At 68.3% G+C, this 16,794-nt stretch carries 10 protein-coding genes and 1 pseudogene; 10 read left to right on the forward strand and 1 reads right to left on the reverse strand.

Annotated features, from left to right (window positions below):
• Positions 1–92: 92 nt before the first annotated feature.
• The 3 genes from BAW75_RS09435 (at position 93) to BAW75_RS09445 (ending at position 3,354) form a co-directional block, all read left to right on the forward strand.
• On the forward strand, positions 93–974 hold the full coding sequence (locus BAW75_RS09435) for a hypothetical protein (RefSeq protein ID WP_146074821.1): 882 nt from the start codon (positions 93–95) through the stop codon (positions 972–974).
• Positions 975–1,129: 155 nt separating this feature from the next.
• Positions 1,130–2,674 (forward strand): HEAT repeat domain-containing protein, encoded by a 1,545-nt coding sequence (locus tag BAW75_RS09440; RefSeq protein WP_167435546.1) that lies wholly within the window; start codon positions 1,130–1,132, stop codon positions 2,672–2,674.
• A gap of 269 nt (positions 2,675–2,943) precedes the next feature.
• Positions 2,944–3,354, forward strand: a complete 411-nt coding sequence (locus tag BAW75_RS09445) for a hypothetical protein (protein ID WP_091424883.1) — start codon at positions 2,944–2,946, stop codon at positions 3,352–3,354.
• 520 nt (positions 3,355–3,874) lie between these two features.
• Here the strand turns inward: BAW75_RS09445 and BAW75_RS09450 are convergent.
• Positions 3,875–6,148 (reverse strand): GmrSD restriction endonuclease domain-containing protein, encoded by a 2,274-nt coding sequence (locus tag BAW75_RS09450; RefSeq protein WP_104113303.1) that lies wholly within the window; start codon positions 6,146–6,148, stop codon positions 3,875–3,877.
• Positions 6,149–6,470: 322 nt separating this feature from the next.
• On the opposite strand from BAW75_RS09450, the gene BAW75_RS09455 reads away from it, so the two are divergent.
• From BAW75_RS09455 to BAW75_RS09480, 7 genes and pseudogenes are all read left to right on the forward strand, one after another.
• A complete protein-coding gene (locus BAW75_RS09455) occupies positions 6,471–7,670 on the forward strand; it encodes a hypothetical protein (protein ID WP_244206056.1) in 1,200 nt (399 codons plus the stop codon).
• Positions 7,667–8,206, forward strand: a complete 540-nt coding sequence (locus BAW75_RS09460; protein WP_104113305.1) for a hypothetical protein — start codon at positions 7,667–7,669, stop codon at positions 8,204–8,206. The genes BAW75_RS09455 and BAW75_RS09460 overlap by 4 nt, the downstream gene beginning before the upstream one ends.
• Positions 8,207–8,232: 26 nt before the next feature.
• The gene (locus BAW75_RS09465) at positions 8,233–8,856 is read left to right on the forward strand and encodes a hypothetical protein (RefSeq protein ID WP_244206057.1); all 624 of its coding nucleotides are present in this window, start codon (positions 8,233–8,235) and stop codon (positions 8,854–8,856) included.
• An 11-nt stretch (positions 8,857–8,867) separates the two neighbouring features.
• Complete coding sequence (locus tag BAW75_RS09470; protein ID WP_104113307.1) at positions 8,868–11,939, forward strand: coiled-coil domain-containing protein; 3,072 nt, start codon at positions 8,868–8,870, stop codon at positions 11,937–11,939.
• Positions 11,936–13,228, forward strand: a complete 1,293-nt coding sequence (locus BAW75_RS09475; protein ID WP_104113308.1) for a DUF2399 domain-containing protein — start codon at positions 11,936–11,938, stop codon at positions 13,226–13,228. The genes BAW75_RS09470 and BAW75_RS09475 overlap by 4 nt, the downstream gene beginning before the upstream one ends.
• A gap of 769 nt (positions 13,229–13,997) precedes the next feature.
• Positions 13,998–14,639, forward strand: a pseudogene (locus tag BAW75_RS33450) (zinc-ribbon domain-containing protein); the annotation flags it as partial.
• A gap of 75 nt (positions 14,640–14,714) precedes the next feature.
• Positions 14,715–16,766, forward strand: coding sequence for a zinc-ribbon domain-containing protein (locus BAW75_RS09480; protein ID WP_244206058.1), 2,052 nt, complete (start codon positions 14,715–14,717; stop codon positions 16,764–16,766).
• Positions 16,767–16,794 lie beyond the last annotated feature (28 nt).

Consider the following 16,794-nt stretch of genomic DNA (forward strand, 5'->3'; position numbering starts at 1 on the left):
GTCTGCGTGCCCGTCGTGAGGATCTGGTGCGGGGCGACCGCTGGCAGGGCCTGCTCCTCGACGTCACCGCCGCGCCCCGGTGTCCCGGGATCGTGGTGGAGGTGACCGGGGGTGGGCGTCTGCAGATCCGGCAGGGGCCGACGGTGGTGTTCCTCGCTCGGCTCGACGCGGGCCACTACCACGTCGACTACCGGCGGCTGCCGGGCTACGACCCGATCTTGCCGCCAGTGCGGTCGGCGGATGCGCGGCGCATCGGCGGGGGCCCGGCAGAGGATCGTGGTTTGCGGTGGGTGTACCGGTTCGCGGATCTGCTCACCGCCAGCGGGGTGGGGCCGCTGTATCCGGGCCGGTGGTTGTTGCAGCCCAGCGCACCGAACCTGCGGTACGTGGAGGCAGCCGCGTCGGTCCGGAAATCTGCCGGGACCGCCGAGCGGTGGTCCGAGCTGCTGGTTGACGACGATGCGGGGCAGCTCGACTGGTACGTTCACGGCGGCAGCGGTCTCGTCCTGGCCATGCGTCCGATGTCCCGGGCCGACGACGCGCGGGTGAAGAGCTACCGCAAGCAGGTCCGCAGCGGCACGCTGCCGCCGATCCTGTTGTGGTGGGTGAGCGTCCTCGACTCGTACCTTCTTCTCGACGGGCACGATCGGCTGGCCGCCTGCCTGGCCGAGGTGGTCGAGCCACCCCTGATGACCCTGACGGCGGTTGTCGACGCCGACGAGGTGCAACGGTGCCACGCCTGGTCGGTTCGCCGTCACGCCGAGACCAGCGCGCACATCGAGCGTGAGATCTCCAAGGGCACGCCAGGGGCCGCCGACGCGCTGGTGGCTGAGCGAGGGCGGTTCGCCGACGAACTCGTGGCACCGCAGCTTCGGGCGAAAACCAGCAGGGCCTGGATGCTCCCCGGCGGAGTGGCGCAGTGGGAGCATGTGGCAGCCGTGACCGATCTCGCCCGGGTAGAGAACCATCGTTGAGATCGGCGGTTCACGAGACGGGCGGTTCAGGGGTGGCCGGGCCTGGTCAGCCTCGACGTCGGCCCGGAAAACCGGGTTCATCGCCATGAGTGGCGGGGCAGGATGTCGGGGTGATCTGGGGAAGACGTGACGGCCGGGCCCTCTCAGCTTTGCCGGTGGAGGAGGACGGGCTGCTTCCGGTGGTGCGAGTTGTGGTCGAGCACGGCGGGGCCGGTGGATGGGAGGCGTTGGACCGGTTGGTCGACGTGCTGCTTGAGGTCGATGCTCATGGCGATGAGGTGGCGGCGCGATCGGCGTTGGCGCTGGTGACCGCTGCGCCCGGGCTGGTGGTTCGGCTCGACGAGCACGCGCGCTCGGCCCCGTGGTACGGCCGGCACCGACAACCCTCGTGGCGGCGGATCGCGGAACGGGCTTCTGCGCCGCCGTCGGGGCCGGTGACGACGGCGATGGCGAGCATGCATGGCGATGGGCGAGTCCGGGAGCGGGCGGTCGCGGCGATGATCGCCCGCCCATACACGGAGGCGATGCCGTTTCTGGTGGTGCGTACCGCCGACTGGGTGGCCCCGGTGCGGGATCGGGCACGGGCCGGAATCGCGCTGCTGCTCGCCGACGACGCTGATGTCTACCTGCCTGCAATCTTGCCGACGGCGCTGCGCATCGAGGCCCGCGCTCGCGCCGGCTTCGCGGTCGCCCAGGCGCGGGTGGCGGTGCTAGCGGCGACGGAGCAGTCGTGGCGCGGCCTGCTCGCCTCGGCTGGTCGCCGGGAGCGGCGCTTCGTCTTCGACACCGTGCTGGCGCGCGGTGGGCTGCGTATGCCGGAGCTGGTGACCTTGGCGGAGTCGGATCCGGACGTGTGGGTGCGAGCGCGGGCGGCGGAGGCGGCGTGCCGCGACGCGGTCTGGACCCGCCGGCATGATCTCCTGCGTCGGCTGGCTCGCTCGGCTCGGGCGGAGGTGCGGGTGGTGGCGTTGACCGGGCTGGCTCGGGCCGGTCAGGACGCCGACGTCGCCGGACACCTGGACGACGAGGCGCCGTTGGTGCGGGCCGTGGCCCGCGACGCGGCCCGCCGACTCGGTAGCGATGCGCGGGAGCACTACCGCGCGGGCGTTGACGCCGACGAGCCGGTCGTGGGGGCGATCGCCGGATTGGCCGAGACCGGCTCGGTGGCGGACGCCCCGCTGTTGCTTCGACTGCTCGGCCACGAGAAGCCGGAGGTCCGGGCTCAGGCGGTACGAGGTCTGCGGCTGCTGGACGCGGTCGTGGTGGGGGAGTTGGTGGCGTTGGTGCGGGATCCGTCGCCGGCGGTGGTGCGGGAGGTGACGCTGGCGCTGCGCCCGGTTGCCGGCGCGTTGCCGCCGGCCCTGCTGTGGGAGCTGCTCCGGGACGGCCGGGTGGAACTGCGGCGCGCCGGCTACAAACTCCTGCGCGGTCGTGGCGCCGGCGTGGAGCTGCAGGCGGCGTTGATCCTGGTCGCTGACATGGATAAGCGCCTGGCCGAGCGGGGCAAGGCCGATGCGACCCGCCTCGCCCGGGACGCAGCGGGCACGACTTGGCGCCGGGCCCTCCGACCGGAGTTACGGGTCACCGAGGCAGAGCGCGTTGAACTGCTCGCATTGGCGGCCCGAGCGGCGGCGATGCTCGGGGACGAGACCAGCCGGCAAATCGCCCGGTGGATCGCGGACAGCGACCCCGTCGACTGACGAAGGCCAGATACTGGAAGGCCTCATCAACCCCGACGCTGGCAGGGCGACACCCTGGCCGTCGATCCGTGAAACGGCTACCGGCCTGAATGAGCACGATGACCGCGACAAGCGCGCGGCTTCGTCTGGCGAAGAGACGCGCCGCACCTGACACACGTGACAGCGCACTCGTCTATCGCCCCACCATCGAGGGATCGGCGGGCACGTCACGTGGATTGTCGTCGATTTCTACAGTGTGGTTGCGGGCGTACGGCAGGGAAGGGGCATCCATGGGCATCTGCGTCGTGTGCCGGGCGGATCAGCGCACGATTGTGCTCATCAGCCGCTGGGGAGTCCCGCACGGTACCTCGGGGCACCAGGTCAACTTCCGCTGGAGCAGCGTGGTGGCCTGCCCGGAGTGTGGGGCTGGCCTTCTGGTGCGCTTCGATCACGATTGCTTCCACCCGCCGTGGGAGGAGCCGTGGGACATGGACTGGTCGTGGCCGGTCGACGCCGACGGGGTCCAGCGGCTGACGTCTGCCCTCGTCGGGTGCCCGGACCCGCTGCAGCCATCCTGCGAATGCCCCGCGCACCGCAGCTTGCGCGACACCACCGAGAGACCGCCACCGCGTGACGTCCCGGTGACGATCGTGCTGACCGAGGACGGGCTGCCGCACGTCCGGTCGGTAAACGATCTATAAGGCTGGCACGACCGGTGGATAGACGGTCAGACGTGGCGGACGTTGAACCTGGCCCCCCGTTTACCCCCCGAAAACCCAGGCCAATTGTTGGCGAAGAGTGACAAGAGCCGGTGACGTATTAGTGACGTCCTTGCAGCTCAACGACCATCTCAGGCAAGTAATGACAAGCCCGCTTCGGCTACTTTCCGTTACAAGGGGTTTTGACAACCAATGACAAGTTCTGAGGGGGCTCGACAAGAGGTTCTTTTGGGTTCAAGTCTCCTCGTTCCCCGCGAGGGCTCCATGCCTGGGCAACCACCGCGCGCGCCGTCGCGGTAGCCGCTATGAACAGGAGGAGTGATATCAGGGATGGGCACCTCGGCATGCTTTCCGGCGCGGCCCAAAACCTCCGAGTCGCCGGCGGAACTTCACGCCGATAATCTTCTGGATTGTATCCATCTACAGTGTAGTGCCGCCGGACAGCAGGGGAGTAGGAAGCATGCAGGGAAACCGGGTGACCCTGTGCGGTCTGATGTCTATCTCACCCCCAGTGCTCTTCCTGGTACTTGATGAGGTCGTCGCCGTGGAGCTGTTTCGTCGCGTTGCCGACACGGACCCAGAAATCTGACGCGCCGGCGCCGCCCTTGGCCGGTTTGGCGAAGATGGCTCGGCCGGATGCCGCGACGCTGACTTGGCAAATCGTCTTGCCCGCGACCTGGGGGAACCGGATGCGTACGGTCTGCGCGGTCGAAGTGGACAGGCTGTCGTCGAGCAGCTGCCGGAGGAACAACTCGTAACCATCGGTGTTCTGCTTCGTGCCGAGCGTGGTGAAGTCGTCCGCGATGCCTAGGACCTGGCCGTCGTCCTCGACCCCGATGAGCAGGATGCCGCCCTCAGCGTTGAGGAAGCCGCACACGGTCTTGACGAGGATCTGCCCAAGCTTCGGGTCGTACTGGCTGGTGTGGGGGTTCCATCGGCCGCTGGACTTGAACTCCGTGGTCTGCGATTCACCCGCGGCGATCAGGTCCTCGGCGGTCGCCGGCACGTATCTCTTGCGCTCGCCGGCGAGGGTGTTGAAGGCGTCCCGGACCACCTGGGCGATGAGCTGGCGGCGTCGCTCGAGGAAGGTGGCGTAGTCCAGTTGCTCCCACCCGACTGGGAGTGCGTGCCAGCGGGACTGCCGGGTCAGGGTATCCGGATCGATCACCTCCGCGATGCGGGGTAGGTAGTCGCGCGGGGCGTCAGCGTTGTTGCGCTCAGCTGCCGGCCATTCGACGTACGCCATGTTCGCGATCGCGTTGATCTGCCGCGTCCCCGAGATACCCAGTGACTCAAGGTGCTTGCGGTGGAACAGGCGGTCGCGCTCAATGGAGCGCGGCGCCGCACCTGAGGGATCTAATAAATCTTTCACGCGCAGGTCACTGAAGAGCACTTCGGCGTCGAGGATATTCAGCGCGGCGAGATAGGCGAAGAGCACCGGGGAGCGGGACGACGAGGTGTCCAGCCGGTTCGGCAGTGAGATGTCCCAGTAGTCCCCGGTGAAGTTCGCGGCGACGATGCGGTCCAGTTCCGCGACAAAGGCGGCAGCGTCGCCGGTTGAGAGGCCCGCGATTCGTCCCAGGTCGGATTCGAGCTGCGACTCCGGTGAGCTGGTATAGCGGCCGGTGGTGTGCGCCATGAAGAACCACCGTGCGATGACCGGACGCAGGGCCGACACGTCGAGGCCAAAGTCATGCCGGCCGATCAGCCATAGCGTGTAGCTGAACAGAAGAGCGTTGTCCGACGTGATCATCTTGCGGCTGCGGAAGCCAGCATTGGCTACGCACTTGAGGAACTCGTGCCAACTGGCCAAGTCGAGCGCCTTCTCCTGCGCTGTGGCCAGGCGCTCGAACTGCTGCTGGCGGCGTTCAGGGCTGACCCGGCCAGTCTCAAGATCCTTGCCCCGCAGGATGTTGTAGACGTGCTGTAGCCGGGCGCGCCGGAACGCGACCGCGACGGCAACCCGCAACAGCTGGTCTGGGCTGGGGTCGAGGAACGGGTTGCGCGGGCTGGGGCCGGTCACAGTGGGATCGACGGCAGCCCGGCTGAAGTCCTCAAGCTGGCGGCGGCCCTTCTCCCAGTGCACCGACATCAAAGTGAGGATGAAGTCGGACTGGTTGAGCTTGACGCCCTCGGAGTTGATCCTGACGAAGATCTCGGCGACCTGCTCCTCGTCGGCCGACGCGCCTAGCTCGACAACCTGGAACCGGAATTCGCGCAGGTCGCGCACGCGGTCGATGCGTTCCTCAAGATCGTCCTTGAACGTGTCTGACAGATCCTGGTCCGTCGCCTGGTCCAGCCGGTCGAAGAACTGACGCACGGTGGTCTTGTAACCGCTCGACCAGAGCGTCGTGATGTCCGGGATGAAGTGAGCGTCGCGCTCGATGGCCGCGTCGGTCACCTCGAAGGTTTGATCTTCGGGGCGGAAGGCGATGCGAATGCGGCGCTGCTCGAACGACTTGGTGAGGACAGGACGGCCGGTGAGTACAGCAAAAAGTGAGGTCAACCGCTGTTGACCGTCAACGATCAAGAGTTGCGGTGCCCGGCTGGCGGACTCCAAGCCGATCTGGCGGGTGCCGACCTCCGCGCCGGTCTCCCAGAACATCAGCGTGCCAATGGGGTAGCCGCGGTACATCGAGTCAAATAGATCCCGCGTCTTGGCGGCGGACCAGACGAAGGGCCGCTGAATGTCGGGCAGGCCGATGCGTCCGACTTTGATGTCCTCGATCAGGTGGTTCAACGAGTAACCGGTGTCGCGGTACAGGGTGGGCGGCACAGCCGGTGCTCCTCGGGACGACGGGCGGCGTGGACGATCGGCGCTACGCGTTGGTCACTACTTGTACCACGCTGTGCCGCTCTCTAAGCACCTCCAACTGTCGACACCGCTGGAGTCTTCGTAGGCGCGCTTAACGTGCCCGGCGATGTCGTTCTGATCCGGATCGGACGGTGCCAGTCCGAATTCCGTCTCAGGCATGCTCGGCCCTTCGGCGAGAACCCACATCGCGCAACACGACACGCATCGCATCCCGCAGATGAAGGGTCTCCTGCTTGCTGGCTGGTCGCGATATTGTCGACCTCCTATGAGCGAAGCAGCGGCCTTGACGTTCGATGACTACGCTGCCGAATCGGCTGTTCTCGGGATCTACCGGCAGGTCTTCGCGGTGCTGGCGCGGAACGCCAACGCGATGGTGGACGATGCGGACTCGGTCGGGGTCGACGAGTCGATCTTGCAGGCGTTTGCTGACGCGGGGCCAGCCGGGATGACGATCGAACAGGTCGTGCTTGCATGTCCGGCGGTGCCGGCGGATTTGGTCCGGCGCCGGTTCGAGGTGCTGCGGTCGTACCGTGCGGTGACCCGGGTCAACGAGCGGCCGCACGAGATGTTCTACCAGGCGACGTTCGCTCCGTACGTGATGTTGCTCTTTCTGCGCCGGCTGTCGCAGACCGGGGGCCAGGCGGAGCTGCACCGGATGTTGTCGATGGCCCGGCTGGCGCTGGACGACGATGACACGACCCCGGAGGTGGTGCGCGAGCAGTTGCTGGAGATGACGACGGTCTTCCGGCTGCTGGCGAATCCGATCATGCAGTTGGCGAAGTCGGCAACAGTCGAGTCCTTGCGGACGCAGGCGCAGCCGCTGCTGGGTAACAGCGACCTGCTCGACAAGGCGCGGGTGTATCACAATGCGGCCGCGGACCGGCATCCGCAGTTGTTGCCGGAGTGTACGCAGCTCCGGATGGCGCTGGCGGCCTATCGCGACGCGTTGAACATTGCGGCGGGGCGGCTGCTGGCGCACGCCGGCAAGACGCGTGCACTGGGTTTGCTACCGACCGAGCGGTGGCGCACCTTTGCGCGCGACAGCAGTACCGAGGGACTGGCGCAGGCGCTGGACGGTCTGCTCTTCGACGCGCCGGAGCCGTTCTTCACCGCCGACGATCTGCTGGACGCGGTGGAGGAAGGGCTGCAATCCGACACTGGCCGGGTGCCGCCGCCGCGACCGCGGGTCGACGAGGAGCCTCCGCCGACGGAAGTCGACGTCGACCCGGAGGCGACGCGGTTGGCTCAGCGCGCGGAGGAGTTGCTTGCCGGGCGGGATGTGGTCACGGTGGCGCAGCTTCTCGCCGATGCGGGTGACTGGCCGTCCAGTCGGCGAGTGTTGTCGGAGGTGACCGCGATTCATCTACGCCCGGAGCTGCCGTACACGGTGACCTGGGGCGATGGGTGGCGTGTCGATGTGACGTCCACGCGGACGTGGGTCTCCGACGGCTGGTTCCACCGGGACCAGCAGGAGGCGGCGTGAACGAGCGGGATGCGGCCCTGTGGTGGGCGCGGATCCGGTCCGGCGGTCCGCAGCAGGTCTCCGCTGGTGGGCCGACACCTGCCGGGTTGCGTCGTCTGGTGGAGGCTGACGCCAAGGCGGTGTGGCTGATCCCGAACCTGCCCGACAGTGCGGGACCGGCTGTTCTGATCGAGTACGGGGTGCCGGGCTCCTCGATGATGGACAGCAAGGGAACTCTGCGAGTACTGGCTGCGACTTTGCGGTGTTGCTGGCCCGATCCCGCGACGAATCCGTGGCCCGGGCTGCCGGCTTCGACCGGTCATGTCGGTCAGGTGTTGCAACGGCTGGTGCCGGGCCGCAACAAGGTGAGTCGTCAGCAACTGCTGTCCGCGGGGCTCCGGCGCCTATCGGTGTCCGGTTGGGTCTTGTTGGAGGGAGCGGACACGGTGCGCATCGGTCCACGGATCGCGTCCTTCGGGTCGCTGGAGCTGAGCACGCTTCGGGAGCTGTGGCGGTTGATCCCTGAGACCGCCGAGGACGGGCCGGAGGGGTCGTGAACCGCCCGAATTCGATCTTCGACGAGGTGCTCGGGACGTTGCCCGATCGGCAGCGGGAGCTGGTCGAAGCCGCGTACGCGCTGCTGGAGCACGGCAGTGGTCCGGTTCATCGGCAGTTCCTGCCCGCACTGCGCGACGCGACGAGCCGTGAACGGCTGGAGGCGCTACTTCGCCGAACCGGCCGGACACTGGTGACGGTCGACCAGTTGCATTTCACGTCCGGGTTCGACGACGCCGTACGGACTGAGCTCACCGAGACCGGGTGGCAGCCGCTGTCACTGGCCGACCGGGCCGTTCTGGTCCTGGTGCTGGTCCACTCAGTGGCGATCCCGCGGAGCGAGGAGCAGATCGCCGCCGACTCCTGGGAGAGCCCGTACCCAACCACGTTGCAGGACCTCACCCGTGACAGCAAGGTGCCGGTCGGCGAGGTCAGAGCGGCCCTGGGCCGACTGACCGCATGCGGGCTGGTCCGAACGGTCCGCGGCGGCGACCACGACAGCGGCTATGTCCCCGGCCCACAGTTGTCGCGGCTGACGCCGGCCGCCCGCGAGCAGTTGCAGGACCAGTTGATTCTCGCCGCGGCACCCGACCATCCGCTGGCCGCAGCGATCCGGGAACGCCGGCACAACCGCGTGGGAGGGCAGCGTTGACGTCTATAGCCGTGCTGTCGGACGGAGTCGTCGAGGACATCGTCGGAGCGCGCGTCCTCGCCGGCATCCAGATGGTCAACATCTCGCGGCTGTCGACTCACCCGGTGCCGATCACCGCCCGTGGGCTGATCACCGTGGCGGGGCAGGGGCCCTCGGACTCCAACGGTGCCGGCAAGTCGTCGTTCATCGCCGGGCTGAGCCTGCTGCATGCCGATGAGCAGTGGCGGCTGCAGTCAGGGGCGCAGGCAGCGGCCGAGTTGCTGTTCACCGCCGAGCTGGCCGGTCAGGAGGCGATGCACGCCAACGCCGATCGCGGCTACCTGATCGGCGTGTTCGTGCCGCCGCAGGCCGCCACCATGGAGGAACTCAACGCGTCCGCGCTGACAGTGTGGCTGCGGATCAACCGGCAGAGCCCGCATGTGGAGCTGCGGTGGGCCCATCGGCTGCACGTGCCGTTCGGTGACACGGAGGACGAGCGGGCCGGCGGCGCCGACGGGTTGTGGGACGCTCTGCCGCGCAGCAACGGCCGCACCGACATCCGCGCCAACCGGCTCGCCCGCACCCTGTACGGCTCGACGGTCAGGTGCGTGTCCTTCCTGTCGACCTCGGTACGGGCGAGCCCGACCGCGAACCTGCTCGCCCAGCCGCTCAACGAACTGACCCCGGAGCGGATCTTCGAGGCCATCGGTGCGCTGACCGGCCTGACCGCCGAAATCGAACAGGAGCAGAAGTCCCGGGCCGAGGAGTATGAGCAGGCCGGGAAAGCCGAGCGTGCCGAGGCCGAGTATGAGCTGTGGGACGGTCGGATGAAGGTCGTCGAGGATGGCATTGCCTCGCGGGAGCGGGCGCGGACGTTGCTGGCCGAGGCACGTGACAGCTGGCGAGGTCGTTGTGCCCGGTATCTGGTCGACGGCTTCCACGAATCCGAGCGGATCGCCGTGGACATCGAGGCGAAGGATCGCCGGCGCAAGGAACTGGATGCGCAGATCGAGACGGCCGGCGGGGAGGTGGATCGGCTGTCCGACGACAAGGCGTTCGACGAGAGCTGCCGCACCCGGATCAAGGCCTACGAGGATCTCAAGGCCGCCGAGACCGCGCTGCAGGACGAGCAGAACCAGAACGTCGGCTCGATCGAAACCCTCAGCGGACAGCTACGGGGTCTTCGAACCGACGCGGCCTCAGCGGATGGGCGCACCGTCGAACAGGCCGAGGAGGAGATCTCCGAGGCCGAAAAGTTGAGCCAGGCTGCGGAGCGGGTCAAAGGCCGAACCGAGCACGCACTGCGGGTCGCCAAGGCGGCGCTGTCGGCGGCCGAGAGGGGCGAGGATGTCGCGGTCGCCCAGGTCCGGCTACTACGGGCGAACGGCATCACCGCGGCGCCGCTGGTCGACACGATCTCCTTGACCGAGCAGCAGCGGCCTGCGTGGGAAGCTCGGCTGCTGCCCTATCGGCATGCCGTCGCCGTCGCCCATCACCAAGTTGGGGATGCCGTCCTGCTGCTGGCCGCGCTGCCAGGCAGTCTGCTGGTCGAAGCAGACCCGAGCGATCACATGCCCGGGACGGGCCTGCCTGCCGCTGCGGACCCCAACCTACCGGTGGCCCGGTTCCTTGCGGCGTTGGCAGAGCGAGCCGGTGCTGACGGACACATCGATCCCGTGGCCGGTGTGCACGGGATCGCCGGACTCCCGGAAGCACTGACCGGTCGTGCCGGCCGGATCCGAGCCGCTCAGGACCAGGTGGAGGAAGCCGCCGGCGAGGATACCGAGGCCGACGAGGGGATCCGCGAGGCAAAGCGGATCAAGGGCCGCGCCGACGCACATCTGCGCGGCGCGAAAGCCGAGGCCGAGGCCACAGCGGTCCGCGACAAGGTGACGAAGCTTCGCGATCGCAACTCTGCCATTGAACGTGAGCTGAACGAACTCGATGGGCCGTTACGGCAAGCCAAGATCGGCTACGAGGCCGCTCTCGGTGAGAGGGCCGCCCGAGCCCAGCAGATTGAGACGGCGAACCGCACCCTGAACAATTTGAGGAAGGAACTCGGAGAGAACCGCGACCAATGGCGAGCCCTGCTACAGCTGCGTAAAGACCTTGATCTGCCTCGCCTGCAGGCGCAGTGGACCGGAACCGTGGAGACCGCCGAGCAGTACCTGCTTGCGCTCGACGAGAATGAGGCGATACGGCCGCCAGGGGAGTGGGATGAGCTGTGCGCGGGACTGGCCAACGAGGTCCGCGCTGCGTGTTTCCCGCTCGGGGATCCGGAACAGAACCGGCCGGAGGAACTGCGCGTCGTCGACGAGCAGCGCGCTGACCGGCGTAGCGCAGCGTACGTGCGGCTGATCCCCGACGTGTTGCGGATCGTCGGGAACTTCCTGACCGATCACGAGCGTGTCGACCGGGAGAATGCCTCCCAGATCCAGCAGGAGCGGCAGGCGAAGACGATCACGCTGACTGGAGCGAAGGCCGCGCTCGACGAGGCTCGGCGAACGTCGGAAGCGTTGCGGTCGACCACCGCCAAAGCGATCAAGGCGAAGCTGCGGCAGGTATCCGACGAGTTCGACCGGCTCGACCAGACCTACGGCGGTTACGGCGGCAACCTCGACTTTCCGGAACCGGAGGCCCCCGCCGACCCTGAGAAACCGTGGCAGTGGACGATCACCCCGCGGTGGCGGCGCGGTGAGGGCAAGCCTCCGTCGTCGTACCGCCTGCGTGGCAACACCGCCCAAATGGACGACAAAGCAGTGAAGCTCGTCTGCGCGGCGGCCCTCGCCGGCGCCCAGGACCGGCCGCTGTTGCTTGTCCTCGACGAACTGGGCCGCAACCTCGGCGCGGCACACCGCCGCGACGCCGTCGCCCTGTTCGAAAACATCGGCCGCGACCGGGCGATCAGCGTCGTCGGCGCCCTACAGGACGACATGGAGAGGTACGCGATCGGCGCGTCCAGCCTCTACATCAAGTTGCGCCGCCCATCCGACGTCATGCCGTACAACCAGGCGCCGGTCGTCATCGGCAGCGAAGCCGACACCGCCCGGGTGCAACTGCTCTCCGACTGGATGACCTCGTTCCGGCCGGAGCCGCAGACATGACCGACACCGACGGCACCATCCCCGGAAAACCGGATCCTGAGATCACCCTAAGCTGGATCCGCGACTATCCGGGCCTGGTCGCCTACGCGCCACTGCCGCCCAGTGGCCGCTACCCCCGCGACAGCCGAGGCCGACCGCGACCGCGCTCAGCCCGGCTCCGCACCGCAGAACCGAGCGAGGCTCCCCGACGCCCGGACGGGCTTCTCAGCGACGGCGACTGGAGCTGGGTCGTTCGCAGCGAGCACAGCTGGGCCGGTGTCAACAGCAGGTTCGGCGCCGACGCGCTGCGTATCGTGCTGGAGCTCGCCGCAGCTGGCTGTGTGACGATCGGCTACACCCTAAATGGCAACGCCCTGGCCCAGCCGCCACGTCGGGTGTACCCGCACCCCGACCTCACTGCAGCCGAACAGCAACGCCGAAGCCGCCGTCGCGATGACACCAGCACCCTTCGCGCCAGGGCGGAGCAGATCGCGTCGGAGATCGCCGACGACTGGCCGGACGCCAGCCGGGCACTACGCAGCACCGAACACCCCGATCGGCTGCTGTGGGCGCTGCGCGCAGTCGCCGACCTGGCCGAGGGCCGAACTCACGATTCCCTCCGCGCATTCGTGCAGAGTCACGCCAATGACACGAAAGCCCGCGACGATGTACATCACCTGCTCGCCGCGATGGGCTTCGACCACGAGACACTCATCGCACTCGGCGTGGCCCGCAGCCCGTACATCGGGCTCGGCGGCCCGATCCTGCTGCACCCGACCAACGGCTCCGTACTCGACCTGTCGGCGATGCCCGGGCCCCATGACATCCGGCTGAGCCCCCACATGCTGCCGCGGCTGACCGTCACCGGGCCGGGCGATGTCCTGCTGGTCGTGGAAAACCGGCAGGCGGCCGAAACAGTCTGTGACACCCGGGCCGACCTGCCGGTCGTCTGGTGCCACGGCCAGCCGCCCGAAGCCGTCGTGTCGATGATCGTCCAGGCAGCGGAGCAAACCTCAGCGGTCGTCATTTGCGCGGACGCCGACCTCGGCGGCGTCCGCATCACCGCCCGCCTTCACGACAGGCTGCCGCCAGACACCACCATCCGCGTCGTGGACGTCGGTACCGTGCCGCACGACGAAGGCCGGCCCTTCAACACCCGCAGCCGCAGCCATCTGCAGCAGCTCGCACAACGCCCCGATCAGGTCGGCGCCTTCGCGCAACGCTGCCTGCACCGGGGCTACGCGATCGAGCAGGAAGCCACTGCAAGGGCCGCCCTTCAGGCTGTCTTGAATAGCCACCCACCTGCGTAAACTACCCGACCAGATATGCCTCCGCGTCCGCCGCAGAGTGGAGAGGCGAACTCCACCGAAGCAGAGCCGCGGGACGTTTCGGAGCGCCGCCCGGCGGTCGCCGCCCGCCCTGGGCCGGGTAGCGGCAGCAAGCCACCGAGGACCAGAAACACTCACCAACAGTTGGCATGATGGGCTCGTGACCGAGCCGGTGTTTCGATTTCACCCTGATCCCTTGGCCACGGGCTCGGCGGTGCGGACGCAACATCTTTGACATGCCTGCCGAGTTCAGCGACGCGGTGGGCCGCCGCGGTGGGGACCGGACGAAGGACCGTGAAATCCGGTGGGGGCGCTCCTCCCTTGCGCGTGGCGAAGGGCTGCGATGCCAGTACGGCGCGCCAGCCATACCGGACCGATGGCCTCGCCGGTTAAAGGGTCCCCACCCGGCGGGCATACCGTGGATGACATGCACCGCCCAGATCTCGGCTGTCAGGTCCGATGAACTCGCCGCCCGCCTTTCACACACCGACAAGACCGGTCAGCGACTCAGGATTCCGGGCAAGGTTGGCGCGGACGGCGGGCGAAACGAAGCCGCTCCGGGCCTTCACCCGAGACAGCCCTGCGCAGAACTTAGCCGGGGAACCGGCGTAGGGCCCGACTGCAGTGCCAGGTACGCCTGGAAGCACACCGGCGAGGCTGCGGCAGCGGGGGCGCTCAGCCGCTGTGCATCCCGGATGATGTCGTACTCGGCTGCCAGGATGCGGGCGTGGTTGCCAAACCCAGGGAGACGGTGGCGAGCGCTCATCCGGAACTCCTGCCAGAGTTGCTTGAGGTCGAGGGCTGGACTAGGGCTTTGGGCGACCTACCCCGGGGCTCGAACCGCAAGGCCCGGTGGAGATGCGCGACCTGTGGGCTTGAGTGGTGGCAGGCCGCCGCGGTGCGGGTGCGAGCGGCAGCCGGCTGTAAGACTTGCCGGAGCCGTCTGCGACGAAAGGCCGAGACGCCGGAGCCGGGCCGTAGCCTGGCGGAAGTCATGCCGGAGCTGGCCGAGGAGTGGCTGGAATGCCTGACCTACCCCACTGCCACACCGGGGACGATTAGCGCCCAGTCCTCGGCCGAGGTGCGATGGCGCTGCTCCGCCTGCGGCCACTCCTGGGTAGCGCCGATCTCGCGGCGGACCGGGTCTGGGGGAGGCGGTTGCAAGCCGTGCGCGAGCAAGCGCCGGTCCGCCGCCAACTCACGGCGGGTGGCCAACCGGGTCGGCGATGCGTGCCCGGAGGTCGTCAAGTTTTTCCTGCGCTGGGAGGATCCAGCCGAGCAGGCACCCGTGGCCGAGGTGAGTGTTCGCTCCGACAAGGTGGCCTGGTGGCGCTGCACTTGCGGCAACACCTGGCATACGAGAGTCCGGCTCCGAGTCGCCGGAAGCGTCTGCCCACGATGCCGCGCCGCGAAACGTCGGCCGTCAACCACAGCGCCACTGCGCACTACCCACCCCACGGTCGCCGCGATGTTCGTCGGCAACCTCACCAATCCGCACCGTACCCCCGACTCCATGCCGAAATCCGCGACCGACCGGTGCCGATGGCGGTGCAGCGCCTGTAAACATGAGTGGGAGCAGACCGTATTGAACGTGGTCGGCGCCGGTCGGCCCTGCCCTCGATGCGCCAAGTTGATGGGCGGCGCGCCGCAGCCTGGCCGATCGCTCGCTGACCTGTACCCAGAAATCGCGGCCCAGTTCGTCGCCAACCAGCGTCGTCCCGAGCGGGGACCCGCCCTCCTCCGTCCGAACTCAGTTGACCGATGCTTATGGCGCTGCGACGACTGTGCGCACGAGTGGGTCTCTACCGTGACGAACCGAACCGCCGGCCGCGGCTGCCCGCCCTGCGGGCGCCGACGGGCGCGTGAGCTGCAGCGCGACCCCGGCGAAGCGGCTCCATTCAGCAGGACGCATCCGGAGCAGACCGCCACATTCGTCGCCAACAAGTCCCATCCTGGCCGGGATCCGCAGAGCTTCACTGCGGGGACCAGCGACATCTGCGTCTGGCGCTGCCCAGAGTGTTCTCGGCACTTCGAACGCTCGGTCGCCACTCACGCGACCCGCCTGCTCTGTGCCGCCTGCGCGTACCTGGCTCGTGGCGTCGCCAGCCGTGTCGCCCCCGAAAAGAAGTCACTGGCCACGCTGATGCCGGAGGTCGCCTCGTCCTTCGTGGCGAACATCTCCTGGCCCGGGCATGGACCGGCGACGCTGTACCCACGCGCCGGCGCCCTCTGCTCCTGGCGCTGCCGATGCGGTGCACTCTTCGAGGCGCACGTACGCGATCGCGCGAAATCACCGGACTACGGCTGCGGCCGGTGCCGCCGCCGAGGCCGTAGCCTCCTCGAACTGGAGCTCGCCCACCTGCTGGCGGCCGCGACCGGCGACGAAGTGGAAGTCGACGTTCGCCTCGACGGCGGCCGTCGCTCGGCGGAGCGGCTTGACCTCTTTCTGCCCTCGGCCGAGATCTACATCGACCTCGACCCGGCCCAGTGGCACTCCGACAAAACCGCTCACGCCCGGGATCTGCGCAAATCGGAGGTGATGGCCAAGCTGGGCGTGCGCTATGTGCGGGTCCGGCAGCCCGGCACGCCGCCGGTTCCGGGGGAGACCGTGGTGGCGGGCACCAAGGATGCGACGGAGTGGTACCTGGTCCTCGCGGAGTGGCTGCGGTCGCAGTCCATGCCGTGCCCGCCCCTGTCCGCCGGCCGGATCGCCGCATGCCTCGCTGCGGCGCGCGAGGAGTGGAAGGCGTTCCAGAACACACCACCCGGCGATAGCCTGGCGTTCTTGTTCCCCGAGCTGGCGGGCGAACTGGTGGAGAACCTAACGCGTCCGGAGATGGGCGCGCAGTGGCTCGTTCCGGGCTCCGCAGACCGGTGCGTCTGGCAGTGCGGAACCTGCCGACACGTATGGCGCACCCGAGTAGTTAGCCGGGCCCAGCGCAAAACCGGCTGCCCGTCGTGCTCCCGGCGGGAACGCTCCTACCAAGCTCGTCTGAGTCGACCCGGGCTCCGGGTTCGCGACGTGGCTCCCGAGCTGCTCAGCCAGGCCGTGCGCATCCTTGACGTCGATAAGGCCCGGGACATCGAGCTGCTCGATCTGGCTCGCGGGTCGTCCATCCGGGTGCTCTGGCGATGCCCGGACTGTGCGAACGAGTGGGTGGCCCCGGTCGTCAACCGTACATCTGGGCGTGGTTGCCAACCGTGCGGCATTCGCCGGCGTAGCGCGGCCCGCCGGCAGCCTCCACCCGGTGGATCCCTGGCCGATCTGCATCCCGAGGTCGCGGGCACTTTCCTGGAGAACCTGGACAACCCTGGCCGTGGGCCTGACCGGCTGCGTCCGGGATCCCACAACCGCTGCCGGTGGCACTGCCCCTGCTGTGGGTCGAAGGAGTGGGAGACGACGGTCTCAGCCCGAATCAAGCGGCAGGGCTGCGGAGGGTGCCGTGGCCTGAGGGTCGGCAGGCCGAGCGTCATCGCCAGCAAGAAGGGGCCGCAGTTCGACGCGCTCCTACTGTTTTGAGGGCGCCGGCCGCCCAGTACCGCTCCTT

The sequence above is a fragment of the Micromonospora chalcea genome, assembly GCF_002926165.1.
Lineage (GTDB): Bacteria > Actinomycetota > Actinomycetes > Mycobacteriales > Micromonosporaceae > Micromonospora > Micromonospora chalcea.